This window comes from Pseudomonas sp. A (assembly GCF_056270345.1).
Genome location: NZ_CM149873.1, coordinates 4,765,177 through 4,790,054, shown reverse-complemented (window position 1 = coordinate 4,790,054; position 24,878 = coordinate 4,765,177). Strand labels below are relative to the sequence as shown.

10 protein-coding genes and 1 pseudogene are annotated in these 24,878 nt (G+C 66.4%); 5 read left to right on the top strand and 6 right to left on the bottom strand.

Features of this window, described 5'->3' with window-relative positions; translation table 11 throughout:
- Window positions 1–13: 13 nt before the first annotated feature.
- Window positions 14–298 (bottom strand): pyrimidine/purine nucleoside phosphorylase, encoded by a 285-nt coding sequence (ppnP, locus tag AC0MAZ_RS21410; RefSeq protein ID WP_038705716.1) that lies wholly within the window; start codon window positions 296–298, stop codon window positions 14–16.
- 73 nt (window positions 299–371) lie between these two features.
- A complete protein-coding gene (locus AC0MAZ_RS21405; RefSeq protein WP_475859095.1) occupies window positions 372–923 on the bottom strand; it encodes a 3'-5' exonuclease in 552 nt (183 codons plus the stop codon).
- Between the two features lie 188 nt (window positions 924–1,111).
- On the opposite strand from AC0MAZ_RS21405, the gene AC0MAZ_RS21400 reads away from it, so the two are divergent.
- Window positions 1,112–1,912 carry a substrate-binding periplasmic protein gene (locus AC0MAZ_RS21400; RefSeq protein ID WP_203651775.1) on the top strand — a complete coding sequence of 267 codons (801 nt, stop codon included), beginning with the start codon at window positions 1,112–1,114 and terminating at the stop codon, window positions 1,910–1,912.
- 187 nt (window positions 1,913–2,099) lie between these two features.
- Here the strand turns inward: AC0MAZ_RS21400 and AC0MAZ_RS21395 are convergent, their stop codons facing one another.
- Complete coding sequence (locus AC0MAZ_RS21395; RefSeq protein ID WP_203651777.1) at window positions 2,100–2,627, bottom strand: RNA polymerase factor sigma-70; 528 nt, start codon at window positions 2,625–2,627, stop codon at window positions 2,100–2,102.
- A 319-nt stretch (window positions 2,628–2,946) separates the two neighbouring features.
- Between AC0MAZ_RS21395 and AC0MAZ_RS21390 the strand changes: the two genes are divergently transcribed.
- The 4 genes and pseudogenes from AC0MAZ_RS21390 to AC0MAZ_RS21375 form a co-directional block, all read left to right on the top strand.
- The gene (locus AC0MAZ_RS21390) at window positions 2,947–15,894 is read left to right on the top strand and encodes a non-ribosomal peptide synthetase (protein WP_475859093.1); all 12,948 of its coding nucleotides are present in this window, start codon (window positions 2,947–2,949) and stop codon (window positions 15,892–15,894) included.
- Between the two features lie 148 nt (window positions 15,895–16,042).
- Entirely contained in the window at window positions 16,043–20,602 is a 4,560-nt protein-coding gene (locus tag AC0MAZ_RS21385; RefSeq protein WP_475859091.1) for an RHS repeat-associated core domain-containing protein, read from the top strand.
- A gap of 11 nt (window positions 20,603–20,613) precedes the next feature.
- Window positions 20,614–21,033 (top strand): hypothetical protein, encoded by a 420-nt coding sequence (locus AC0MAZ_RS21380; RefSeq protein ID WP_475859090.1) that lies wholly within the window; start codon window positions 20,614–20,616, stop codon window positions 21,031–21,033.
- Window positions 21,034–21,119: 86 nt separating this feature from the next.
- A pseudogene (locus tag AC0MAZ_RS21375) lies at window positions 21,120–21,254 on the top strand (IS5/IS1182 family transposase); the annotation flags it as partial.
- Window positions 21,255–21,436: 182 nt separating this feature from the next.
- Here the strand turns inward: AC0MAZ_RS21375 and dsbG are convergent.
- Genes dsbG through dsbD form a run of 3 tightly spaced genes read right to left on the bottom strand, consistent with a single transcriptional unit; the run spans window position 21,437 to window position 24,745 of the window.
- Window positions 21,437–22,195: a thiol:disulfide interchange protein DsbG gene (gene dsbG, locus AC0MAZ_RS21370; protein WP_475859089.1), complete on the bottom strand. Its 759-nt coding sequence runs from the start codon at window positions 22,193–22,195 to the stop codon at window positions 21,437–21,439.
- A 1-nt stretch (window position 22,196) separates the two neighbouring features.
- Window positions 22,197–23,027, bottom strand: coding sequence for a TlpA family protein disulfide reductase (locus AC0MAZ_RS21365; RefSeq protein ID WP_198742788.1), 831 nt, complete (start codon window positions 23,025–23,027; stop codon window positions 22,197–22,199).
- A complete protein-coding gene (gene dsbD, locus AC0MAZ_RS21360; RefSeq protein ID WP_475859087.1) occupies window positions 23,027–24,745 on the bottom strand; it encodes a protein-disulfide reductase DsbD in 1,719 nt (572 codons plus the stop codon). The genes AC0MAZ_RS21365 and dsbD overlap by 1 nt, the downstream gene beginning before the upstream one ends.
- Between the last annotated feature and the right edge of the window lie 133 nt (window positions 24,746–24,878).

Below are 24,878 nucleotides of genomic sequence, written 5' to 3'. Positions count from 1 at the left end.
TGCAGGCTATCGCTTAGTCGCGGTACTCGCACAGGTAAGCGGTATCCACGGCGACCTTCAGCTGGAACTTGCTGTCGGCGGCCACGTTGAACTTGTCGCCAGCGTTGAAGGTTTCCCAGTTGTCGCTGCCCGGCAGCTTCACGCTCAGGGCGCCGGAGACCACGTGCATGATCTCGCGCTTGGCGGTGCCGAACTCGTATTCGCCCGGGGCCATCACGCCCACGGTGGCCGGACCTTCCTTGCCTTCGAAGGCGATCGACTTGACGGTGCCATCGAAGTACTCATTGACCTTGAACATCGGGCGACTCCTGAAAAAGGACTGAAAAAAGGGCTGGCCAGTATGCCCAAGGCCCGCCCCTGCGTCATCTGTTTCAGGCGCTGCCCGGCGGTAGGCTCAGAGGCAGCAGGCGCGCGGTGTTGCGGGCGTCTTCCAGGGCCCGGTGCTGTTGCCCGGAAAACTGCAGGCCGGCCAGTTGCAGGGCGCTGTTCAGGCCTGCCGGGCGCTGCAGGTGGCGGGCCTTGGCAAAGCGTTGCTTGAGGTTGATGTGCGGCAGCTGCTCGAGCAGGCTGCGCACATGGTGCGCCTGCCATTCCTGCAGCAGCTGCTTGCGGTCGTAGTCGCCCCAGCTGACCCAGGCCTGCAACTGCGCCTGGTGATGGCCCAGCCAGCGTTCGAACGCGGCCCAGACCTCGGGGAAGGGCGCGGCCGCATCGACCTCGGCCTGGCCGATGTGGGTCAGCTCGCGGCAGAAGGGGGTCAGCTGCGGCCGCCGCCGGGGCCGTACAAAGCGCTGGAAGTGGTCGACCTCGCGCCCATCGCGGGTGACCAGGCTTGCGCCGATTTCAATGATTTCCATCTCCGTGACCGGCCAGCCGCCGTCGTCGGTGGTGGCTTCCAGGTCGATCACCAACCAGTGGCCCATGCCAGGCTCCCTATCAATGCACAAAAACCAGCGCGCTCGCCGGGGCGCGTGCGCAGGCCAGTAGAGCGTAGCCAAACTCGAGGCCCACGACATCCCCTGGCACTTTGGCATATTCGGCGGTTGTGCCTGTGCGGGAAAACGCCTAGCTTAGGCGCATTCAGGCCTTTACCCGTGATGAGTGTCCCGACTTGACTCCACTGCCCAATGCCAAGCTGTCGTCCGCCCTGTTGCTGTTCGCGACGGTTTTGCTGAGTGCTGCGGCGCAGGCCGAGGTGGTGCGGGAAGTGAAGATCGGGGCGGCGCATTTCCCGCCCTACACCGTGCGCCCGGAGCAGGGTGCCGATACCGGCCTGCTGCCGCAGTTGGTGGAATCGCTCAATCGCTCGCAGTCCCTGTATCGTTTCGTCCTGGTGCCCACCTCGATTCCCCGGCGTTTCGGCGATTTCCAGCAGGGCCGCACCGACATGGCGATCTTCGAGAATCCGCAGTGGGGTTGGCAGGAGATCGAGCACAAGGCGGTGGACATGGGCCTGGAGGATGCCGAGATCTTCGTCAGCCGCCAGCAGGCCGGGCGTGACCAGCATTACTTCGACGACCTCGAGGGCAAGCGCCTGGCGCTGTTCAATGGCTACCACTACGCCTTCGCCGATTTCAACGCGGACCCGGCCTGGCTGAAGAAGCGCTACCGCGCCACGCTGACCTATTCCCACGACAGCAACCTGAACATGGTCGAGCGCGGGCGTGCCGACATCGCCCTGGTCACCCGCTCGTACCTGAGCGACTTCCTCCAGCGCAACCCGGACAGCGCCGGCCAGTTGTTGGCGTCGCAACGGGTCGATCAGGTCTACCATCACTACGCGCTGCTGCGCCCGGGTGCGGCCATCAGCCCCGAGGCCTTCGCCAGCCTGTTGCGCCAGCTGCGGGAAAATGGCGAACTGCTGCGCATCTTCAAGCCCTACAAGATCACCGTCGAAGCGCCGCACGACTAAATTTCGGCGAAGTTGCCGCGTATTCAGTAATGAGCGTGCAGGATTCTGCAGTGCCCGAGGCAAACGCGTGCTCCTGTGGGAGCGGCTTCAGCCGCGAACACCGGCGCAGCCGGTGCCAGGCGCCGCGTTGGATTCTTCGCGGGTAAACCCGCTCCCACAGGGTCCAGCAGAATCGATGGAGAACAGCTCAGCCCAGGCGACTGCTCTTGCGGCAATGGATCAGCGCATCGCGGATCATGAAGTTGACCAGCGTCGGCGACACCCCCAGCTCCTTGGCGATGTCCTTCTGTGGCACGCCATGCAGGCGGTACATCTCGAAGGCGTAGCGGGTGCGCTTGGGCAGTTCGTCGAGGGCGTCGGCGATGTGCTCCAGGGCGGCGAGATTGATGTGGGTGGCTTCAGGCGAGGCGTTCTGGATGACCACGTTCATCCCTTCCTCTTCGCTGCCGGTGTATTTCAGCTCCATGGCCTGCTTGCGGTAGTGATCGATGGCCAGGTTGCGCACGATCTGGAACAGGTAGCTGAGCTGGGCCTTGAATGAAGAGGTGATCTGCGGGGCGGCGCTGAGCCTGAAGAAGGCGTCCTGCACCACATCCTCGGCGCGGGAGCGGCAACCGGTGATGCGCGCCGCGATCTTCACCAGGATGCTGCGGTTGTCGACGAATGCCTGGAGTAATGGTGAATCGCACTTACTTGTGGATAGTTGTTCCGCCATGGAAATCACCTTGTCTCGAAGAGGAGTGGGAGCGCACCCCTGAGGGAGGCTTCCTACGACGTGCGACAAACTATTCGTAATGATAATGATTGTCAAATACGAAAGTTAATGAGTTTTGATCCATTTTGGTTCTAAGCTCCAGGCTGTGAACGGCTTCACTCCATCCCTCTGCGCCCGGCCTTCCCGGGCCGTCCGACGGGCCTAATTTCTTCCCAGGCCCATCCGTTCCCCTGTGTACATCTCGGCTGCCGAACACTGCCCGCCTGTCGTGCGCGGGCCAGTCAGGCGCGACTCACCCAGACACTGGCAGGAACATTCCATGACGGACGCCTTCGAACTCCCGCACTCGCTGGTCCAGGCCCTGGCGCAGCGCGCCGCCCAGACCCCTGAGCGCATTGCCTTGCGCTTCCTGGCCGACGCGCCCGGCGAGCAGGCGGTGCTCAGCTACCGGGACCTCGACCAGCGCGCGCGGACCATCGCCGCGGCGTTGCAGGCCCGGGCCGGGTTCGGCGAGCGCGCCGTGCTGCTGTTCCCCAGCGGCCCGGACTATGTCGCGGCCTTCTTCGGCTGCCTGTATGCCGGGGTGATCGCCGTGCCGGCGTATCCGCCGGAGTCTTCGCGTCAGCATCACCAGGAGCGCCTGCTGTCGATCATCGACGACGCCGAGCCGCGCCTGCTGCTGACGGTAGAAGCGCTGTGTGACAGTTTGCAGGGCCTCGAAGCCCTGGCAGGGGCCAACGCCCCGGGCCTGCTGGCAGTGGATCGCCTGGACCCGCAGTTGGCCGGGCAGTGGCGCGAGCCTGAGCTCAAAGGCAATGACATCGCCTTCCTGCAGTACACCTCCGGCTCCACCGCGCTGCCCAAGGGCGTGCAGGTCAGCCATGGCAACCTGGTGGCCAACGAGCAACTGATCCGCCAGGGCTTCGGCATCGACCTGAACCCGGACGACGTGATCGTCAGCTGGCTGCCGCTGTACCACGACATGGGCCTGATCGGCGGCCTGTTGCAGCCGATCTTCAGTGGCGTGCCCTGCGTGCTGATGTCGCCGGGCTACTTCCTCGCCCGGCCGCTGCGCTGGCTGCAGGCGATCAGCGAATACGGCGGCACCATCAGCGGCGGCCCGGACTTCGCCTACCGCCTGTGCAGCGAGCGGGTCAGCGAGGCCGCAATCGCCGGCCTGGACCTGAGCCGCTGGCGCGTGGCCTATTCCGGTTCCGAGCCGATCCGCCAGGACAGCCTCGACACCTTCGCCGAAAAATTTGCCGGCTGTGGCTTCGACGCCAGCAGTTTCTTCGCCAGCTACGGCCTGGCCGAAGCCACCCTGTTCGTCAGTGGCAGCCGCCGTGGCCAGGGCATCGGCGCCCTGGAGCTGGATGCCGAGGCCTTCGCCGCCAACCGGGCCGAGCCGGGCAAGGGCAGCGTGCTGATGAGCTGCGGCTATCCGCAGCCGGGCCACGCGGTACGCATCGTCGAGCCGCAACAGCTGCAGGTGCTGGCTGACAACCAGGTGGGTGAGATCTGGGCCGGTGGCCCGAGCATCGCCCTGGGTTACTGGCGCAACCCCGAGGCCAGCGCCCGCACCTTCGTCGAGATGGACGGCCAGACCTGGCTGCGCACCGGCGACCTGGGCTTCATGCGCGACGGCGAGGTATTCGTCACCGGACGCCTGAAGGACATGCTCATCGTCCGTGGCCAGAACATCTACCCGCAGGACCTGGAAAAGACCCTGGAGCGTGAGCTCGAGGTGCTGCGCAAGGGGCGTGTGGCGGTATTCGCCGTCGACGACCAGGGCGAGGAAGGCATTGGCGTGGCGGTGGAGATCAGCCGCAACGTGCAGAAGGCGCACACGCCCGAGGCGCTGATCAACACCCTGCGCCGGGTCATCGCCGACGCCTGCCGCCAGGCGCCGGCCGTGGTCCTGCTGCTCAACCCCGGCGCGCTGCCCAAGACCTCCAGCGGCAAGCTGCAGCGCTCGGCCTGCCGCCTGCGCATGAACGACGGCAGCCTGGATATCTATGCGCGGTTCCCGACGGCGCAAACGGCGCAGGAAAATGGCGTGGCCGCTGACGACCTGCAGGCACGGATCGCCGGCATCTGGCGTGAGCTGCTCAAGGTCGAATCGGTGGCGGCGGACGATCACTTCCTGCTGCTGGGCGGTAACTCCATCGCCGCCACCCAGGTGACCGCGCGCCTGGGCGACGAGCTGGGCCTGCAACTGAGCCTGCGCATCCTGTTCGAAGCACCGACCCTGGCCGAGTACAGCGCCGCCGTGGCGGCCATCCTCGCCGAAGGCGGCAGCGCCGCCGGCGTCATCCACAACCAGGACCGCGACCAGGCATTGCCGCAGTCCCTGGCGCAGAATCGCCTGTGGCTGTTGTGGCAACTGGAGCCGCAGTCCGCCGCCTACAACATCCCCGCCGGCCTGCACCTGCGCGGCGAGCTGGACGAAGTGGCGCTGCAGGCGAGCTTCCAGGCCCTGGTCGCCCGCCACGAATCCTTGCGCACGCTGTTCGACGAGGTCGACGGCCAGGCCGTGCAGCGCATCCTGCCGGCCCCGTCGTTCACCCTGCGCCATCTGGACCTCGAAGGGCTGTCGCCCGCCGAGGTGGCCGCGCGCCGTGAGGACGAGGCGCAGCAGCCGTTCGACCTGCGCCAGGGCCCGCTGCTGCGGGTGACCCTGGCGCGCCTGGACGACGAAGAGCACCAGCTGTGGGTGACCCTGCACCACATCGTCGCCGACGGCTGGTCGCTGAATATCCTGCTGGATGAGTTCGCCCGCCTGTACGCCGCCCAAGGCCAGGCCGTGCAACTGCCCGAACTGACGCTCGGCTACGCCGACTACGGCCAGTGGCAGCGCCAGTGGCTGGCCGACGGCGAGAGCGCCCGTCAGCTCGACTACTGGAAGAACACATTAGGTGATGAACTGCCGGTGCTCGACCTGTGCACCGACCAGCCCCGCGCCAGCCAGCAGCACACCCGCGCCGCGCGCCACAGCCTCAAGGTGCCGACTGCGCTGACCAGCGCCCTCAAGGGCCTGGCCCGCGACCAGCAGGCCAGCCTGTTCATGGTCCTGCTGGCCGGCTGGCAGGCCCTGCTGCACCGCTACAGCGGCCAGGGCGACATCCGTGTCGGCGTGCCCAACGCCAACCGCCCGCGCCTGGAAACCCAGGGCATGGTGGGCTTTTTCATCAACACCCAGGTGCTGCGCGCCGAACTCGACGGCCGCCTGCCGTTCGCCGGGCTGCTGGCCCAGGCGCGCCAGGCTACCCTGGAAGCCCAGGCCCATCAGGACCTGCCGTTCGAGCAACTGCTCGAAGCGCTGCCGCAGGCCCGTGAACAGGGCCTGTTCCAGGTCATGTTCAACCACCAGCAGCGCGACCTGTCGGCCCTGCGCCGCCTGCCCGGGCTGCTGGCCGAAGAGTTGCCGTGGCACAGCCGCGAGGCCAAGTTCGACCTGCAGCTGCACAGCGAGGAAGACCACCAGGGCCGCCTGACGCTGGCCTTCGACTACGCCGCCGGGTTGTTCGAGGCGGCCACCGTCAAGCGCCTGGCCAGCCATCTGCTGGCCTTGCTCGAGCAGGTCTGCGCCGAGCCGCAACTGGCCCTCGGCGAGGTGCGCCTGCTCGACGAGCAGGGCCGCGCGCAACTGCTCGGCTGGGGGCAGGCGCCGATGGCGAGCGCGCCGCGGCTGCTGGTCGAGCAACTCAATGAACAGGCCCGCCTGACCCCCGAGCACACCGCGCTGGTGTGGGAGGGCGGCCAGCTCAGCCATGCCGAGTTGCACCAGCAGGCCAACCGCCTGGCCCACTACCTGCGCGACAAGGGAGTCGGCCCGGACACCTGCGTGGCCATTGCCCTCGAGCGTTCGCCGCAGTTGCTGGTCGGTCTGCTGGCCATTCTCAAGGCCGGCGCCGCCTATGTGCCGCTGGACACCGACTACCCGGCCGAGCGCCTGGCCTACATGCTGGCCGACTGCAAGGCCGGCCTGCTGCTCAGCCACGCCAGCCTGCTCGACAAGCTGCCGCAGGTGGACGGCGTCAGCGCCATCGCCCTTGATCAGCTGCACCTGGACAGCTGGCCGAGCCAGGCCCCGGGCCTGCACCTGCACGGCGACAACCTTGCCTACGTGATCTACACCTCCGGCTCCACCGGCCAGCCCAAGGGCGTGGGCAACACCCACGCGGCCTTGGCCGAACGCTTGCAGTGGATGCAGCAAACCTACGCGCTGGACGCCAGCGACGTGCTGATGCAGAAGGCACCGATCAGCTTCGACGTGTCGGTGTGGGAGTGCTTCTGGCCGCTGGTCACCGGTTGCCAGCTGGTGCTGGCCGGCCCCGGCGAGCACCGTGACCCGCAGCGCATCGCCCAGCTGATCCAGCAACACGGGGTGACCACGCTGCACTTCGTGCCGCCGCTGTTGCAGGTGTTTGTCCAGGAGCCGCTGGCCGCTGGCTGCACCAGCCTGCGCCGGCTGTTCTCCGGTGGCGAGGCGCTGTCCGCGGCCTTGCGTGACCGCGTGCTGCAACTGCTGCCGCAAGTGCAACTGCACAACCGCTACGGCCCGACCGAAACCGCCATCAACGTCACCCATTGGCACTGCCTGGCGAGTGATGGCGAGCGCTCGCCCATCGGCCGCCCGCTGGGCAACGTGCTGTGCCGGGTGCTGGACGACGAATTCGAGTTGAGCGCGCCGGGCGTGCCCGGCGAGCTGTGCCTGGGGGGCGCGGGCCTGGCCCGTGGCTACCTCGGCCGCCCGGGGCTGACCGCCGAGCGTTTCGTGCCCCAGCCCGATGGCGACGGCGCGCGCCTGTACCGCAGTGGCGACCGTGCCCGCTGGCATGTGCAGAGCCAGGCCCTGGAGTACCTGGGCCGCCTCGACCAGCAGGTGAAGGTGCGCGGTTTCCGCGTCGAGCCCGAGGAAGTGCAGGCGGTGCTGCTGGCCCAGCCGGGTGTTGCCCAGGCCCTGGTGCTGATTCACCAGGACGCCGTTGGCGCCCAACTGGTGGGTTACTACAGTGGCATCGAGCAGAGCGACGCGCTGCTGGCCGCGCTGGCGGAGTGCCTGCCGGCCTACATGGTGCCGGCCCAGCTCATCCACCTGGCGCAGATGCCCCTGGGGCCGAGCGGCAAGGTCGAGCGCAGGGCGCTGCCGGCGCCGGTCTGGCAGCAACGTGAGCATGTCGAGCCGCAAAGCGCGCTGCAGCAGCAGGTCGCGGCGATCTGGCGCGAGGTGCTGAACCTTCCGCAGGTTGGCCTGCAGGACGATTTCTTCGCCCTCGGCGGCCACTCGCTGCTGGCCACCCAGATCGTCTCGCGTACCCGCCAGGCGCTGGATGTCGAGCTGCCGCTCAAGGCCCTGTTCGACGCCAGCGAACTGGGCGCGTTCTGCGCCGAGATCGCCCGCCTGCAAGGCAGCGGCGAGCGTAACCGGCAAGGCGTCATCGCCCGTGTCGACCGCCGCCAGGCCGTGCCACTGTCGTACTCGCAGCAGCGCATGTGGTTCCTCTGGCAGATGGACCCGCACAGCCCCGCCTACAACGTCGGCGGCATGGCCCGCTTCCAGGGACCGCTGCACGTGGACGCCTTCGAGCGTGCCCTGCAGGCGCTGATCGTGCGCCATGAAACCCTGCGCACCACCTTCCCCAGCATCGACGGCAAGCCGTACCAGTGCGTGGCCGACGACAGCCACCTGCAACTGCACTGGCACGACTTCAGCGCCCTGGCCGACGAAGCCCGCCAGCAACGCCTGCAGCAACTGGCCGACGACCAGGCGCACCAGCCGTTCGACCTGGAGCGCGGCCCGCTGCTGCGCGCCTGTCTGGTCAAGGCCGGCGAGCGCGAGCACTACTTCGTCCTGACCCTGCATCACATCGTCACCGAAGGCTGGGCCATGGACATCTTCGCCCGTGAACTGGGCGAGCTGTACGAGGCTTTCGTCGACGAGCGCGAGTCGCCGCTGGCGCCGCTGCCGGTGCAGTACCTCGACTACAGCGTCTGGCAGCGCCAGTGGCTGGAAGGCGGCGAGGGCGCCCGTCAGCTGGCCTACTGGAAAGACCGTCTGGGCGAGGAGCATCCGGTGCTGGCGCTGCCGGCCGACCGTCCGCGCCCGGCAGTGCAGAGCCACCGCGGCGAGCTCTACCGCTTCGACCTGGATCCTGCGCTGGTCAAGCGCGTGCATGCCTTCAACAGCCAGCGCGGCCTGACCCTGTTCATGACCATGACCGCCACCCTGGCCACGCTGCTGCACCGCTACAGCGGCCAGCGCGACCTGCGCATCGGCGCGCCGGTGGCCAACCGCATCCGTCCGGAAAGCGAAGGGCTGATCGGCGCCTTCCTCAACACCCAGGTGCTGCGCTGCGAGCTGGACGGGCAGATGAGCGCCGGCGCGTTGCTCGACCAGGTGCGCCAGACCATCATCGACGGCCAGTCGCATCAGGACCTGCCGTTCGAGCAACTGGTCGAGGCCCTGCAGCCGCCGCGTTCGAGCGCCTACAACCCGCTGTTCCAGGTGATGTGCAACGTGCAGCGCTGGGCCTTCCAGCAGAGCCGTGAGCTGGTGGGCATGCAGGTGGACTACCTGGTCAACGACGCCAGCGCCACCAAGTTCGACCTGTACCTGGAGGTCACCGACCTCGATGGCCGCCTGGGCTGCTGCTTCACCTACAGCCGCGACCTGTTCGACGAACCGCGTATCGCCCGCATGGCCGAGCACTGGCAGCAACTGCTGGTGGCGTTGATCGACGACCCGCAACAGCGCCTGTGCGAACTGCCGATGCTGGCCGAGGCCGAACAGCAGGTGCTGATCGGTCAGCTCCAGGGCGAGCAGGACTTCGAGCTGAACCAGACGCTGCACGGGTTGTTCGCCGCCCAGGCCGAGCGTACCCCGCATGCCCTGGCCCTGACCTTTGCCGGCCAGCACCTGAGCTACGCCGAGCTCGACCAGCAGGCCAATCGCCTGGCCCGCGCCCTGCGCGAGCGCGGCGTAGGCCCGCAGGTGCGGGTAGGCCTGGCGCTGGAGCGCTCGCTGGAGATGGTGGTGGGCCTGCTGGCCATTCTCAAGGCCGGTGGCGCCTACGTGCCGCTGGATCCGGAATACCCGCTCGACCGCCTGCGCTACATGATCGAGGACAGCCGCCTTGGCCTGCTGATCGGCCAGCGGGCGCTGCTCGACACCCTGGGCGAACTGCCGCCAGGTGTCGCGCGCTGGAGCCTGGAGGACGATGCCGCGAGCCTGTCCGCCTACAGCGACGCCGCCCTGGACAACCTCAACCTGACGCAGCACCAGGCTTATCTGATCTACACCTCCGGCTCCACCGGCAAGCCCAAGGGCGTGGTGGTCAGCCACGGTGAAATCGCCATGCACTGCAAGGCGGTGATCGCCGAGTTCGGCATGCGCAGCGACGACTGCGAGCTGCATTTCTATTCGATCAACTTCGACGCCGCCAGCGAACGCCTGCTGGTACCGCTGCTGTGCGGCGCCCGCGTGGTGCTGCGCGCCCAGGGCCAATGGGGCGCCGAGGAAATCTGCCAGCTGGTACGTGAACAGCAGGTCAGCGTGCTCGGCTTCACCCCGAGCTACGGCAGCCAGCTGGCCCAGTACCTGGCCGGGCAGGGCGAGCAGTTGCCGGTGCGCCTGGTGATCACCGGTGGCGAGGCGCTGACCGGCGAACACCTGCTGCGCATCCGCCAGGCTTTTGCCCCGCAACAGTTCTTCAACGCCTATGGCCCGACCGAGACCGTGGTCATGCCGCTGGCGTGCCTGGCGCCGGACACGCTGCCCGTCGATGCCGGCAGCGTGCCGATCGGCCGGGTGATCGGCGCCCGCACCGCCTATATCCTCGACGACGACCTGGCCCTGTTGCCGCAGGGTGGCATCGGTGAGCTGTACGTGGGCGGCGCGGGCCTGGCCCAGGGGTATCACGACCGCCCAGGCCTGAGCGCCGAGCGCTTCGTCGCCGACCCGTTCAGCCATGACGGTGGCCGCCTGTATCGCACCGGCGACCTGGTGCGCCTGCGCGCCGATGGCCTGGTGGAATATGTCGGGCGTGCCGACCAGCAGGTGAAGATCCGCGGCTTCCGTATCGAGCTGGGCGAGATCGAGAGCCGCCTGCAGGAGCACGCCGACGTCGAGGAGGCGGTGGTCCTGGCCCTTGACCTGCCGGGCGGCAAGCAGCTGGTGGGCTACCTGGTGTGCCCGCAGGCCGGCGCCGACGCCGAGGCCCAGGCCCTGCTGCGCGAGGCGGTCAAGGCCGATGCCCGCCAGCATCTGCCGGACTACATGGTGCCGGCGCACCTGGTGCTGCTCGACAGCTTGCCACTGATGGGCAACGGCAAGCTCGACCGCCGCGCGCTGCCGGCGCCGGACCTGGAGCAGGCGCGCCAGCACTACCAGGCCCCGGCCAACGAGCTGGAAAGCCAGCTGGCGCAGGTCTGGCGCGAAGTGCTCAACCAGTCGCGCATCGGCGTGCAGGACAATTTCTTCGAACTGGGCGGCGACTCGATCCTGTCGATCCAGGTAGTCAGCCGGGCCCGCCAGCTGGGGTTGCAGTTCACCCCGCGCGACCTGTTCCAGCACCAGACCATCCAGACCCTGGCGGCCGTGGTGACCCGCAGCGAGGCGCCGAGCAGCATCGAGCAGGGCGCGCGCGAGGGCCACAGCGGCCTGACGCCGATCCAGCACTGGTTCTTCGACAGCGAAGTGCCGCAACCGCAGCACTGGAACCAGGCGGTGCTGCTGCAGGCGCGCCAGCCATTGCAGGCTGAGGCGCTGGAGCAGGCCCTGGCCGCGCTGGTCGAGCACCACGACAGCCTGCGGCTGCGCTTCGACCAGGCCAACGGCCGCTGGCGGGGTGAGTACGCCCAGCAGAGCGCCCAGCCGTTGCTGTGGACCGCGACGGTGACCGACTTCGAGGACTGCCAGGCGCTCTATACCGATGTGCAGCGCAGCCTCGACCTTGCCGAGGGGCCGCTGCTGCGTGCCTTGCTGGTCAGCGACGGCCAGGGTGCCCAGCGCCTGCTGCTGGCCATCCATCACCTGGTGGTCGATGGTGTGTCCTGGCGCGTCCTGCTGGAAGACCTGCAGGCGCTGTACCGCGGTGAAACGCTGGCTGCCAAGACCCATGCCATGGGCGACTGGGCGGCGCGCCTGGCCAGCTATGCCGGCAGCGATTCGCTGCGCGACGAGCTGGGCTGGTGGGAAGCCCAACTGGGTAGCGCCCGCCGCGAACTGCCTTGCGATCATCCCCAGGGTGGCAACCTGCACCGCCATGCCCGCAGCATCGCCATCGAACTGGACGTCGAACAGACCCGTCAGCTGCTGCAACAGGCGCCGGCGGCCTACCACACCCAGGTCAACGACCTGCTGCTGACCGCCCTGGCGCGCACCCTGTGCCAGTGGAGCGGCGACCAACAGGTGTTGGTGCAACTGGAGGGCCATGGCCGCGACGGCTTGTTCGAGGACATGGACCTGACCCGCAGTGTCGGCTGGTTCACCAATGCCTACCCGCTGAGCTTGAGCCCGCAGATGGGTGAGGGCGAATCGGCCCGTGCCGGCTCGATCAAGCGCATCAAGGAGCAGCTGCGCCAGGTGCCGCACAAGGGGCTGGGTTATGGCGTGCTGCGTTACCTGGCCGACGAGGCCGGGCGCGAACGCATGGCCGCGCTGCCCCAGGCGCGCATCACCTTCAACTACCTGGGCCAGTTCGACCAGCAGTTCGACCAGGCGGCGCTGTTCCAGCCGCTGGATGCCCCCGCGGGCCTGGCCCATGACCTCGACGCGCCGCTGCCGAACTGGCTGAGCGTCGATGGCCAGGTGTACGGCGGCGCGCTGCAACTGCGCTGGAGCTTCAGCGCCGAGCGCTACGACGAAGCGACCATTGCCCGTCTGGCCGAAGCCTACCGCCAGGAACTGCTGGCCCTGGTCGGCCACTGCCTGGTGGACGGCAACGGCAGCTTCACGCCGTCGGACTTCCCGCTGGCGCAACTGACCCAGGAGCAGATCGACGCGCTGCCGATCCCGGTCGCCGAGATCGAGGACGTCTACCCGCTGACGCCGATGCAGGAAGGCCTGCTGCTACACACCCTGCTCGAGCCGGGCACCGGCATCTATTACATGCAGGACCGCTACCGCATCAACAGTGCCCTCGACCCCGAGCGCTTCGCCCAGGCCTGGCAGGCCGTGGTGGCGCGCCACGAGGCGTTGCGTGCGTCGTTCAGCTGGAACGCCGGCGAAGCGATGCTGCAGATCATCCACAAGCCCGGCAAGACCCCGGTGGACTACCAGGACTGGCGCGGCCTCGACGAGACCGCCCAGGAAGCGCGCCTGCAGGCCCTGCACAAGCAGGAGCGCGAGGCCGGATTCGAACTGCTGCGCGAAGCGCCGTTCCACCTGCGCCTGGTGCGCGTCGACGACGCACGCTACTGGTTCATGATGAGCAACCACCACATTCTCATCGATGCCTGGTGCCGCTCGCTGCTGATGAACGACTTCTTCGAGATCTACCAGGCCCTGGGCGAAGGGCGCCAGGCCCAGCTGCCGGTGCCGCCGCGCTACCGTGACTATATCGGCTGGCTGCAGCGCCAGGACCTCGACGAGGCGCGCCAGTGGTGGCAGGCCAACCTGGCCGGCTTCGAACGGGCCACGGCGATCCCCAGCGACCGACCGCTGCGCCACGATCACGCCGGTGACGGCATGGTAGTGGGTGATTGCTACACCCGCCTCGAGGTGAGCGAGGGCGCGCGCCTGCGCGAACTGGCCCAGGCCCACCAGCTGACGGTCAATACCTTCGCCCAGGCGGCCTGGGCGCTGACCCTGGCCCGTTACAGCGGCGACCGCGACGTGGTGTTCGGCGTCACCGTGGCCGGGCGTCCGGTGAGCCTGCCACAGATGCAGCGCACGGTCGGCCTGTTCATCAACAGCATCGCCCTGCGCGTGCAGATGCCGCAGCCCGGCGAGCGGCGCAGCGTGCGTGACTGGCTGCAAGGCCTGCTCGACCGTAACATGCAGCTGCGCGAGTACGAGTACCTGCCGTTGGTGGCGATCCAGGAGTGCAGCGAGCTGCCCAAGGGCCAGCCGCTGTTCGACAGCCTGTTCGTGTTCGAGAACGCCCCGGTGGAAACCGCCGTACTCGACCACGCCCAGCACCTGGACGCCAGCTCCGACTCGGGCCGCACCCACACCAACTTCCCGCTGACCGCGGTGTGCTACCCGGGCGATGACCTGGGCCTGCACCTGTCGTTCGACCAGCGTTACTTCGACTATCCGACCGTCGAGCGCCTGCTCGCCGAGTTCAAGCGCCTGCTGCTGGCGCTGGTCGAAGGCTTCGACGGTGAGGTGGATGAACTGGCATTGCTGGGCGCCGACGAGCAGCGCTTCCTGCTCGAGGACTGCAACCGCACCGAGCACAGCTACGCCCTGGAGCAGAGCTACGTCGAGCTGTTCGAGGCGCGGGTCGCCGCGCACCCGCAGCGCACCGTGGCCCGCTGCGAGGCGGCCGCTTACGACTATGCGGGCCTGAACGTGGCGGCCAACCGCCTCGGCCATGCCCTGGTCGCGGCCGGCGTGGCCATCGACCAGCCGGTGGCGCTGCTGGCCGAGCGCGGCCTGGCGCTGTTGGGCATGATCGTCGGCAGCTTCAAGGCCGGCGCCGGCTACCTGCCGCTGGATCCGGGCCTGCCGTCCGCGCGCTTGCAACGCATCGTCGAGCTCAGCCGCACGCCGGTGCTGGTGTGCAGCGCGGCCTGCGCCGAGCAGGCGCGCCAGCTGCTCGACGAAGTGGTGGGCGCGGCGCGGCCGAAGCTGCTGGTCTGGGAAGAGGTGCAGGCGAGCAACGTGGCCAGCCACAACCCCGGCATCCACAGCGCGCCGGACAACCTCGCCTACGTGATCTACACCTCCGGGTCCACCGGCCTGCCCAAGGGCGTGATGGTCGAGCAGCGCGGCATGCTCAACAACCAGCTGAGCAAGGTGCCGTACCTGGCCCTGGACGAGCAGGACGTGATCGCCCAGACCGCCTCGCAGAGCTTCGACATCTCGGTATGGCAGTTCCTCGCCGCGCCGCTGTTCGGGGCCAAGGTGCAGATCGTGCCGAACGCCATCGCCCATGACCCGCAAGGCCTGCTGAGCCATGTGCAGGCCACCGGCATCACCGTGCTGGAGAGCGTGCCGTCGCTGATCCAGGGCATGCTGGCCAACGACCACCAGGCCCTCGACGGCCTGCGCTGGATGCTGCCGACCGGCGAGGCCATGCCGCCCGAGCTGGCCGCCCAGTGGCTGCAGCGCTACCCGGCCATCGGCCTGGTCAACGCCTATGGCCCGGCGGAGTGCTCGGATGACGTGGCGTTCTTCCGCGTCGATGCCGCCTCGACCCAGGGCAGCTACCTGCCGATCGGCACGCCGACCGACAACAACCGCCTGTACCTGCTCGGCGAGGACCAGACCCTGGTGCCGCTGGGCGCGGTGGGCGAGCTGTGCGTCGCAGGTACCGGCGTGGGCCGTGGCTATGTCGGCGACCCGCTGCGCACGGCGCAGGCCTTCATCCCGCACCCGTACGGTGCACCGGGCGAACGCCTGTACCGCACCGGCGACCTGGCTCGCCGTCGTCCGGACGGCGTGCTGGAGTACGTCGGGCGTATCGACCATCAGGTGAAGATCCGCGGCTACCGCATCGAACTGGGCGAGATCGAGGCACGCCTACACGAGCAAACCGAACTGCGCGATGCCGCGGTGGGCGTGCAGGAAGGCGTCAACGGCAAGCACCTGGTCGGCTACCTGGTGGCGCACCAGGGCGTCGCCGCCGACGCCGCGCTGCTCGACCAGCTCAAACAGCGCCTGCGCGCCGAACTGCCGGAGTACATGGTGCCGCTGCACTGGGGCTGGTTCGACAGCCTGCCGCACAACGCCAACGGCAAGCTCGACCGCAAGGCGCTGCCGGCCATCGACATCGGCGGCCAGCACAGCCAGGCTTACCTGGCGCCGCGCGACGAGCTGGAGCAGACCCTCGCCGGCATCTGGGCCGATGTGCTCAAGGCCGAACGGGTGGGCGTGCGCGACAACTTCTTCGAGCTGGGCGGGCATTCGCTGCTGGCGACACAGATCGCCTCGCGGGTGCAGAAGGCCCTGCAGTTGAACGTGCCGCTGCGGGCGATGTTCGAGTGCAGCACGGTGCAAGAGCTGGCGGACTATGTGCGCGGGCTGCAGGACAGCGCGCTGGATGACGCCAAGGTCGATCGGTTGAGCGACCTGATGGCGGAGCTGGAGGCGTTGTAACTGCATTGCCTTCAGCGCGGGGCGTGCCTGTTCCCACAGGATCAGGCAGGCCCCGCGCTGACGCGCCGATGTGGCGTATGGCCACCCTGTAATCCTCACCCTTGCCGGTGCTACGCTGCACACAGTGCGCAAGGATTTCACGGGTTTCATGGACGATAGCCTGCATGCCGCCCGCATGGGCGATCTCATACTTCATCCCCCGCTGATGGCCGAGCTGGTCAGTGGCCTGGTCGAGGCCGCCGTCTATGCGGCGGCGGTCGCCGCGGTCGGTGCCGCCATTGGTGGCACGGTGGTCGCGGTGGTCGGTACCGGCGGTGCCGCCGCCGTGCTCACGCCGTTGATCGCCGGGGTCATGGTCAGTGCCGCCGCCATGCTGCCGGCCGGTGAAGACAAGAGCATTGGCGACCATATCAGCGACTTCAGCAACTGGGTCGGCAATTCGCTGTTTCCGCCCGAGCCGTACGGCTCGATCAGCAGTGGCTCGCACAATACCCGCATCAACGGCATCCTCGCGGCGCGCGCCGCCGGGGTGAGTGGTGGCCCGGTCGAGGCGCCGGGCCCAGCCGATGAACCGTCGATCCTCGAAAACATCGGGGCCTACGCCATGGTTGGCGCCTCGATGGTATTGCCGGTGATCGGCTTGGCGCAGGAGATCAACAGCATCTTCAACCCGCCGGTGACCACGCCAGCCGCGCCCGGATCGATTCCCAAGCCCGAGGACAAGGCGGTCTGCAGCAAGCACCCTCCAATGCCCGAACAGTTCATTGCCCAGGGCTCGGACAAGGTGTTCATCAATGGCCAGCCGGCAGCGCGGGTCGGAGACAAGACCACCTGCGACGGGCCGATCGGCATGACCTATTCGCCCAATGTGCGCATCGGTGGCGGCACCACCACCGTGCGCGACATCCACGACGGCAAGAGCGCTGCGGCGAAGATCATTGGCCTGATTGCCGGGATGCTCATCAGTCGCCGGGGCATGCTCAAGGGTCGCCGCTGCGGGGTGGGCAACCCGGTGGCTCCAGCCATGGGCAGCAAATTCCAGGATGGCCCCGAGGATGTGGATTTCAAACTCGCGGCGCTGGTCCCGATCACTTGGGCGCGGCGCTATGACAGCAACGACCGACGTAGCGATGGCCTGTTCGGCATAGGTTGGAGTGTGCCCTACGAAGTGCGCCTGGAGCGTGTCGCGCACCCTGAGGGGGGCGAGTTGTGGATCTACGTCGATGATGAGGGCGCCAGGCTGGAGCTCGGGCGTCTGCAGGTCGGCAGTGCCTTCGTCAGCATTCTCGATGGCCTGGCGTTTTTTCATCAGGACAACGGCTTCACCATCGTCGAGGACATCAACAGCGGGTTGTACCAGGTGTTCCATACCGATCCATTGGACAGTCGGCGGTCGCGCCTGGTCAAGGTCGGTGATCGTAACCTCAATTGCCTGGAGCTGTTCTACGACGAACAAGGCCGATTGCAGTTCCTCGGCGACAGCTCGGCCCGGATCTTCATCGAACTGCGCTTTGCCGACGGGCAACCGCGCCGGGTAGCCGAGATACACAGATTGTACTTGCGGGCCGGTCGGGCCTTTGCCGTCGAGCAGCGCGAATGCCTGGTGCAGTATCGCTACACCTCGGCAGGGCAATTGGAGGTTGTCGCCGATGCCGAAGGGCAATTGCTGAGGCAGTTTACCTACACCGACCAAGGGTTGCTGGCCAGCCATACGCTGCCCATGGGGGCTACGCGGTACTACGAGTGGGCCCGCTTCACGCCACCGCCGGCGCGCCAACCGTGCAGTCTGGATGGCACGCCTTACGCCATGCCCGCGCTGTTGGAGCTACAGCCTGAGCATGAATGGCGCGTGGTTCGGCACTGGGGCAGCGACGGCGAGGACTATCGCTTCATCTATGACCTGGAGCATGGCCATACCCAGGTCATCGATGGCCTGGGGCGTGAGGAGCACTATCACTGGGGCGCGCTGAACGAGGTCCACACCTACATCGATGCGCTGGGATACTGCTGGCGGCACGACTATGTCGATGGCCTGTTGCGGCGCACCCTCGATCCACAAGGTGGCGAGTGGTCCTATAGCTACGATGCGCTCGGGCGCGTGGTTGCCACTGCCGACCCGTTGGGGCGTCGTGAAAGCATCGGCTACACCGAACATTGGGCCTTGCCCACCCGTATCGTCGACGGAGCAGGGCATGAGCGTCGTTATACCTATGATGCTCGGGGCAACCTGTTGTCCGAGGTCGATCCACTCGGGCAACTGACACGTTACGACCACGATCGTCAGGGACGTATGGTGCGTAGTGTCGATGCCATAGGCAAGGAACGTTCGTTCAAGTGGAACGGGCGTGGCCAGCTGACTGCCTCACGCGATTGCTCGGGGCAACAGACTCACTATCGTTACGACCTGCGTGGGCACCTGAGCGAGGTGCGCAATGCCGAGGGCGGCGCCACGCGCTATCGTTTCAATGTGCGTGGCCATCTGCAGCAGCGCGAATTGGCCGATGGCCGGGTCGAGCACTATCAGATCGATGCCGCCGGTCAGTTGGCCCACCATGTCGACCCAGCGCAGCGCATGACCCAATGGCAATACGACGGCAGCGGTCGACTGCTGCAGCGTACTGATGCACTGGGGCACACTGTGCGGTTGCACTGGGATGCCTATGGCCGCTTGCAGCAGTTGGAAAACGAGAACGGCGAGCACTATCGCTTCCAGTGGGATGCGCTAGACCGGTTGGTTGGTCAGCGTAACCTCGATGGTGGCGGTTTCAGTCTGCTTTATGATGCCCTGGATGCGATCACCCAACGCACCGTGCATCCATGCCGCGAAGCGGAGCCCGTGTTGCCGGGCAGCCCGGATGAGCCCGAAGTGTTTGCACAGGTTCACCACCATGAACACGATGCGGTCGGTCGTCTGCTGTGCAAGCGGACCGACGATGGCGAGACGACCTACCGCTACGATGCTGCTGACAATCTGCTGGCGATCCATTTCACTCACCGTAGTGGGCAGGTCCAGCAGTTGGACTTCACCTACGACGCCATGGGGCGATTGCTGAGCGAAAGCCAGGGTCCAGGGCAACTCGGTTACACCTATGATCCCCTCGGTAACCTGCAGACCTTGACGCTGCCTGACTCCCGCCGGATCAACTACCTGTGCTATGGCAGCGGACATCTGCACCAGATCAATCTCGACGGGCGGGTGATCAGCGACTTCGAGCGCGATGCGTTACACGACGAGGTCTTGCGCAGCCAGGGTGCATTGCTTACCAGAACCCGTTATGACAGTACGCGGCGCCTGCTGCGCAAGGCTGTGGAATATCAGGATGGCGAGCGCACCCGCATGCCCTTGCTGCAGAAGGACTATGAGTACGATGCGGCGGACAACCTTGTCGGCGAGGTACTGACCCAGACCCAGCGCGCTGGTAGCGGGCTGGGGGTGGAGCTTGAGCATCTGGTCGGTCGTTTCCAGGCCGGTGCCGGTGGGCGTGGCAGCTACCAGGGGCGCATTGGTTATGACTACGGGCCCACCGAGCGAATCCATGGCGCGTCACGCCAGTTGCCTCAGCAACAGCCGATGGTCGAGCACTTTGGCTACGACCTTGCCGGCAACCTGCTGGAGGGATATCAGGTCAACGGTCGGGTACGGCACAACCGGGTCAAGGTGTTCCAAGATAGACGCTATCGCTACGACCGCTTTGGTCGGCTCGAGGAGAAGCGCTCCGGCAATCGTCTGCTCCAGCGCTTTGAATACGATGCAGAGCATCGGCTGGTCTGTATCCGTCAGCGGCGTGGGCCGCTTCGCGAACGGATCGAGTTTGCTTACGACCCCTTGGGCAGGCGCATCGACAAACGAGTCTACCGTGACGACCTGGACGCGCCGGTCAGTCGAACCGAGTTTCAGTGGCAAGGCCTGCGTCTGTTGCGAGAAGTTCAGGACGGCAAACCGAGTCTCTATCTGTACGCAGACGCGGCGGGCCATGAGCCGCTGGCCAGGGTAGATGGGGTGCCTGGGCATGAGCAGGTTTTCCACTTTCATACGAATCTGGTCGGCCTGGTAGAGCAACTGACCGACGAACACGGGATAACTGCCTGGCAGGGGCAGCACCAGGTATGGGGCAACAACTGCGAGGAATGGCATGCGCCGGAGCAGGTCAGTCGGCAGAATGTGCGTTTTCAGGGGCAGTACCTGGATCGGGAAACTGGGCTGCACTACAACACATTCAGATTTTATGACCCGGATATCGGGCGATTTACCCAGCAAGACCCGATAGGCTTGAGGGGCGGGATCAACCTCTATCAATATGCGCCTAATCCTCTGTCATGGATCGATCCGTTAGGCTTGGAGGTGGTGCGTGTTTATCATTACACGAGCAAGGAAGGTTATAAGGGAATCATGGGGACAGGCGTGATTAATCAAAGTGACCCCGGCGCCAGGGGGCGAGGCGCTATTCAAGGCAAGCCCAAAGGTGTCTACGTGACGACGCTAACGCCAGAAGAAATGGAGAGCACCAATGTAAGAGGTAAAATGGGGCTGACCAAAGAGAAAAGTACCCATTTTGTTTCGTTTGAAGTTGATGGCGGTAAAGTTAAAAAGGTGGATCGGCAGAATGCTTATCTAAGGCTCTATATACAAGAAGATATTCAGCTCAGGGACGCTAATAGAAGACTTCGTGCTGATGTCAGTCACGGTGCTTCCGGATGCAAGCTATAGGAGACAGTGGGATGGCTGATTGGTCGGGTGTCATGTATGGCTTCTATACCGATACGTCGCTGGAACTGGGGCTCGCGGCATTGATGGAAAAAGCAGCACGTCTGGGGTTTCAGTCACAGCAGGAGTGCATTCGGGGAGAGGAGTTTATTCTTTTCTATAAAGATGAGGGGATGCTGAAGGCCCACCTTGAGCAAGGTTACAATCTGGGGGCGACGGGCGAGGGGTGCTTTGGCGTTGAGGCAAAGCCAGCAGCGTTGAACGGGATCGCTACGCTATTCGAGTTTGAAGGTGATTCGGATTTCGAACCCTACGATATCAATTTGCGCTTAAATCGAATTTTTTACTATGTATTGGTGTTGCCGGACAGTGTCGATGAATCAGATTTCTGCCGGCGTATACACACTATGTTTTCCGAGACCTTGATGGATTGAGCCACGATCAAGGTCGAGGGTGAAGCGGGCGTATCAATGAGCCTGAAAAGGACGGCTCCGGCCTGGCGACCGTATCTCCTTGTCCACGACTGTTTGGTTGGCTGAAGGAGAACCGCCGCCTGGATACACGCTACTGCAAGCTGGCGGAAAGCTCTGCTGCAATGGTCACGCTGGCTTGCTGGCGGCGGTGTCTACGACATGATTTTGCGTACAGTGCCTAGGCTTTGTACGAAAAGTGCCTGATCGCCGCTCGGCTACTTTTCGTACAGTGCCTAAGCGAACGCAAAGCGCTCTGCGACCCATCAGGATCGCTGGGCTTGAAGCGCTATCTGCTGGTTGGTTACGACAGCCATGTCGAGGTATTCGCCAAAGGCTATCGTTGCACCTTCAGATAGACTGCGGTTTAACGCTTGCCGAGTATCCTCCCCAGCATCTCCGGCCGCGGCGCGCCTTGCTGGCTCTGCAACTGCCCCTTTTCATCCTGATAGAAGATCGCCGGGGTTGCGGCCAGGCCCAGTTCTTCCATCAGGGCCAGGTTCGCCTCGAGCTTCTTCTGCACCGCCTCCGGCACCTTGTCCAGCGCCTTGAGCGTGCTGGCCTTGCCGGCCTTCTCGTGTTCCTGCAAGGCCTTGGCCGGGTCCTTGGCGGCGAGCAGCGCGGCGGACTTGCCCGGACTGTCCTCGCGGATGATGCCGACCATGATGTGACGCAGTTGCACCTTGCCCGACTCGACCCAGGGCCGGGCCTGCTGCCAGAACATGTTGCAGTAGGGGCAGTTTGGGTCGCTGAACAGGTAGACAATGCGTGGCGCGTCTACCTTGCCGTCCTGGATCCAGGCAGTGCTTTCCATCTTCGCCCAGACCGCCTTGCTCATCGGTGCGTACACCAGCTTTTCCAGCGGCTCGGCGCTGAGGTCCTTGCCTTGTTCGTCGAACAGGCTGCCCACCAGCACGTGCTTGCCGTCGGGCGTCAGGTACAGGGCGATGCCGTTGTTGTGGTACTCGGCGGCATAGCCGCGCAGGCCGTTGGGGGCGTCGAAGCTGCCCTTGATCACGGCGCCCTTGGCCTGCAGTTGCTGGATCGCCTTGGGTAGCTCTTCGGCGTGCAGCAGGGGGGCGGCGAGCAGGGTGAGGGTCAGGGGCAGCAGCGCATTCAGTCGCATGTCAGTTTCCTTGTGGGGCGGGCGCATCGGCGCGTTCGAAGGGTTCCAGGGCGTGGCGCAGGCTGGCGCGCGACAGTTCGCCCAGGTGGCTGCCGACCAGCCGCCCTTCGGCGTTGTAGAACAGGGTGGTGGGCAGGGCCATGGAGCCGACCTTGCGGGCCAGCTCGCCGGTGCCGTCGAACAGCACGTGGGACAGAGTCAGGCCGGTGGTGGCCATGAAGGTGCTGACGTTCTCCGGGGTTTCTCCCTGGTTGACGAACAGGAAGGTCACGTGGGGATAGTCGTCCTCGGCTTGTTGCAATACCGGCATTTCGCGCCGGCAGGGCGGGCACCAGGTGGCCCAGATGTTGATCACCAGCGGCCGCCCGCGGTAGCTGTGCAGGGCCACCGCCTGGCCACGGTTGTCGCGCAGGCTCATGTCCGGCAGCTCGGTGCCCTTGCTGTACAGGTGGCTGGCCAGGCTGCCGAGGCCCCAGAACAGCGCGCCGCTGAACAACGCCCAGCCCAGGGGGCGGCGCAGACCGGGTCGCCGCCAGCCCTGCCACAGGGTGCCGAGGACGAGGCCAAGCAGGCCGCCCCAGAGCAGGAAGCCGCCGTCGCGGATATCGATGACCTGCAGCGGGTCGTCGCGGTACATCGGCCAGTAGGCCAGGACGAAGCCCAGGCGGGCGAACAGCAGGCCCAGCAGGAACAGGTTGAACAGCGCCGACTCCGGGTTCTCGCCGCCGCGCCTGGCCACCCGCCAGCCGACCAGGCTGGCGATGCCCAGCGCCGCGAGCAGCAGCAGGTGGTTCAGGGCCATGGTCAGCGGCCCGAGGGTGACGGTCAGCATCAGCCTTGGCTCCTGGTCTGGGCCCAGTGTTGCAGGAAGCCGGCGGCGTCGATCTCGCCGGTGATGCGGCGGGCGCGGCGCTCGTCGCCTTCCGGGCCGATCCAGATCAGGCTGGGCGGGCCTGGTACCTGGTAACGCTGCAGCAGTTCGCGGCTGGCCGGGGAGTCGGCGGTCACGTCCAGGCGCAGCAGGTGCACGCCGGCCAGGCTGGCCTGGACATCGCCACGGCCGAACACCTGCTTTTCCATGACCTTGCACGACACGCACCAGTCGGCATAGTAATCCACCAGCACCCATTGACCACGGGCCTTGGCAGCGTCGAGTTCAAGCTGCAGGTCGGCCGGTGCGCTCACGGTGACGAAGGCGTCGTGGGCGTTGGCCGGAGCTTGCGCGGTGCCCTTGCCGGCGAAGGGTTGCAGGGGTTGCCACAGGTCGCTGCCCCCGGCTGCGGCGCCCACCAGCAGCAGGCCACCCCACAAGGCGCCGAGCAGGGGAATGGCGCGCAAGGCGGGCAGGCGCTGCAGGGCCGGCCAGGCGGCCCAGCCCAGGGCGATCAGCCAGGCGCCGGCCAGGGCCAGCACCAGGGTTTGCGCCAGCAGGCCACGCACGGTGTACAGGGCCATGGCCAGGAACACGAAGCCGAACAAGCCCTTGACCAGGTTCATCCAGGCCCCGGGGCGTGGCAGGTAGCGGTTGCCCAGGGTCACCAGCAACAGCAGGGGCACGCCCATGCCCAGCCCGAGGGTGAACAGCACCAGCGCGCCTTGCAGCACGTCACCGCTCTGGGCGATGAACAGCAGGGCGCCGGCCAGCGGCGCGGTCATGCACGGGCCCAGCAGCAGGCCCGACAGGGCGCCCAGCAGTGCCGCACCGTACAGGTTGCCGCCACGGGTGCCTTGCCCGGCGCGGTCCAGGCGGTCGCGCAGGGCGGCCGGCAATTGCAGTTCGAAGGCGCCGAACATCGGCAGGGCCAGGAGCACGAACAGGCCGGCCAGGCTGCCCAGCAGCCAGGGCTGTTGCAGCCAGGCCTGCAGGCTTGCCCCCAGCAGCGCGGCGATCACGCCGAGGGCGGCGTAGACCAGTGCCATGCTCAGCACATAGACGCCGGCCAGCCACCAGCCGCGCCGGGCACTGGCGCCATTGCCCATGACCAATCCGGCGAGGATCGGCAGCATCGGCAGCGAGCACGGGGTGAAGGCCAGCAGCAGGCCCAGGCCGAAGAATGCCAGCAGGCTCCAGGCCAGGCTGTCCTGTTGCAGGGTACCGGCCAGGGCCTGGTCGCTGGCCTGGTCGGCAGCGGCGGGTGGCGCAGCGCTGCCGCCCAGGGCGATTGGCGTGGTCTGCGGCGGGTAGCACAGGCCGGCGTCGGCGCAGCCTTGCCAGCCCAGGCGCAGCTCACCGCTGGCGTTGGCCGGGAGCAATAGCTCAAGCTCGGAGCGGTAGACCGCGCTGTCGCCGAAGAACTCGTCATGGTGGTTTTCGGCCTGGGGCAGCGATGGATGCTGCTCGGGAGGCAGGCCGTCGAACTTCAGGCGCTTCTGGTAGAGGTAGTAACCGTCCTTGATCTGGAAATGCAGGCGCATCTGGCCGTTTTCCAGGCGATCGTGGGTCAGGACGAAGGCCTCGTTGACCGGCAGGAAGTCAGGCTTTACCGCAAAGGGGTTGGCCTGGAGGGGGCCGGCGAGCAGGAATGTCAGGAAGAGCAGGAGAACACGCATGTCGACGCCTTGGCAGAGCTTTGAAGAGCGCCATGCTGGCCTTGGCTTATTAACTGAAGGTTAAGTTGGTCCTAGGACCAGGCCTTTCAAGGTGTTCGCCATGAGCGTTGTGGTGCCTGTGAGACCGAGCGCC

Coding starts and splice junctions, on each gene's coding strand:
- AC0MAZ_RS21380 (WP_475859090.1), top strand. CDS start 20,614: ATGGCTGATTGGTCGGGTGTCATGTATGGCTTCTATACCGATACGTCG.
- AC0MAZ_RS21390 (WP_475859093.1), top strand. CDS start 2,947: ATGACGGACGCCTTCGAACTCCCGCACTCGCTGGTCCAGGCCCTGGCG.
- dsbD (WP_475859087.1), bottom strand. CDS start 24,745: ATGCGTGTTCTCCTGCTCTTCCTGACATTCCTGCTCGCCGGCCCCCTC.
- ppnP (WP_038705716.1), bottom strand. CDS start 298: ATGTTCAAGGTCAATGAGTACTTCGATGGCACCGTCAAGTCGATCGCC.
- dsbG (WP_475859089.1), bottom strand. CDS start 22,195: ATGCGACTGAATGCGCTGCTGCCCCTGACCCTCACCCTGCTCGCCGCC.
- AC0MAZ_RS21405 (WP_475859095.1), bottom strand. CDS start 923: ATGGGCCACTGGTTGGTGATCGACCTGGAAGCCACCACCGACGACGGC.
- AC0MAZ_RS21365 (WP_198742788.1), bottom strand. CDS start 23,027: ATGCTGACCGTCACCCTCGGGCCGCTGACCATGGCCCTGAACCACCTG.
- AC0MAZ_RS21385 (WP_475859091.1), top strand. CDS start 16,043: ATGGACGATAGCCTGCATGCCGCCCGCATGGGCGATCTCATACTTCAT.
- AC0MAZ_RS21395 (WP_203651777.1), bottom strand. CDS start 2,627: ATGGCGGAACAACTATCCACAAGTAAGTGCGATTCACCATTACTCCAG.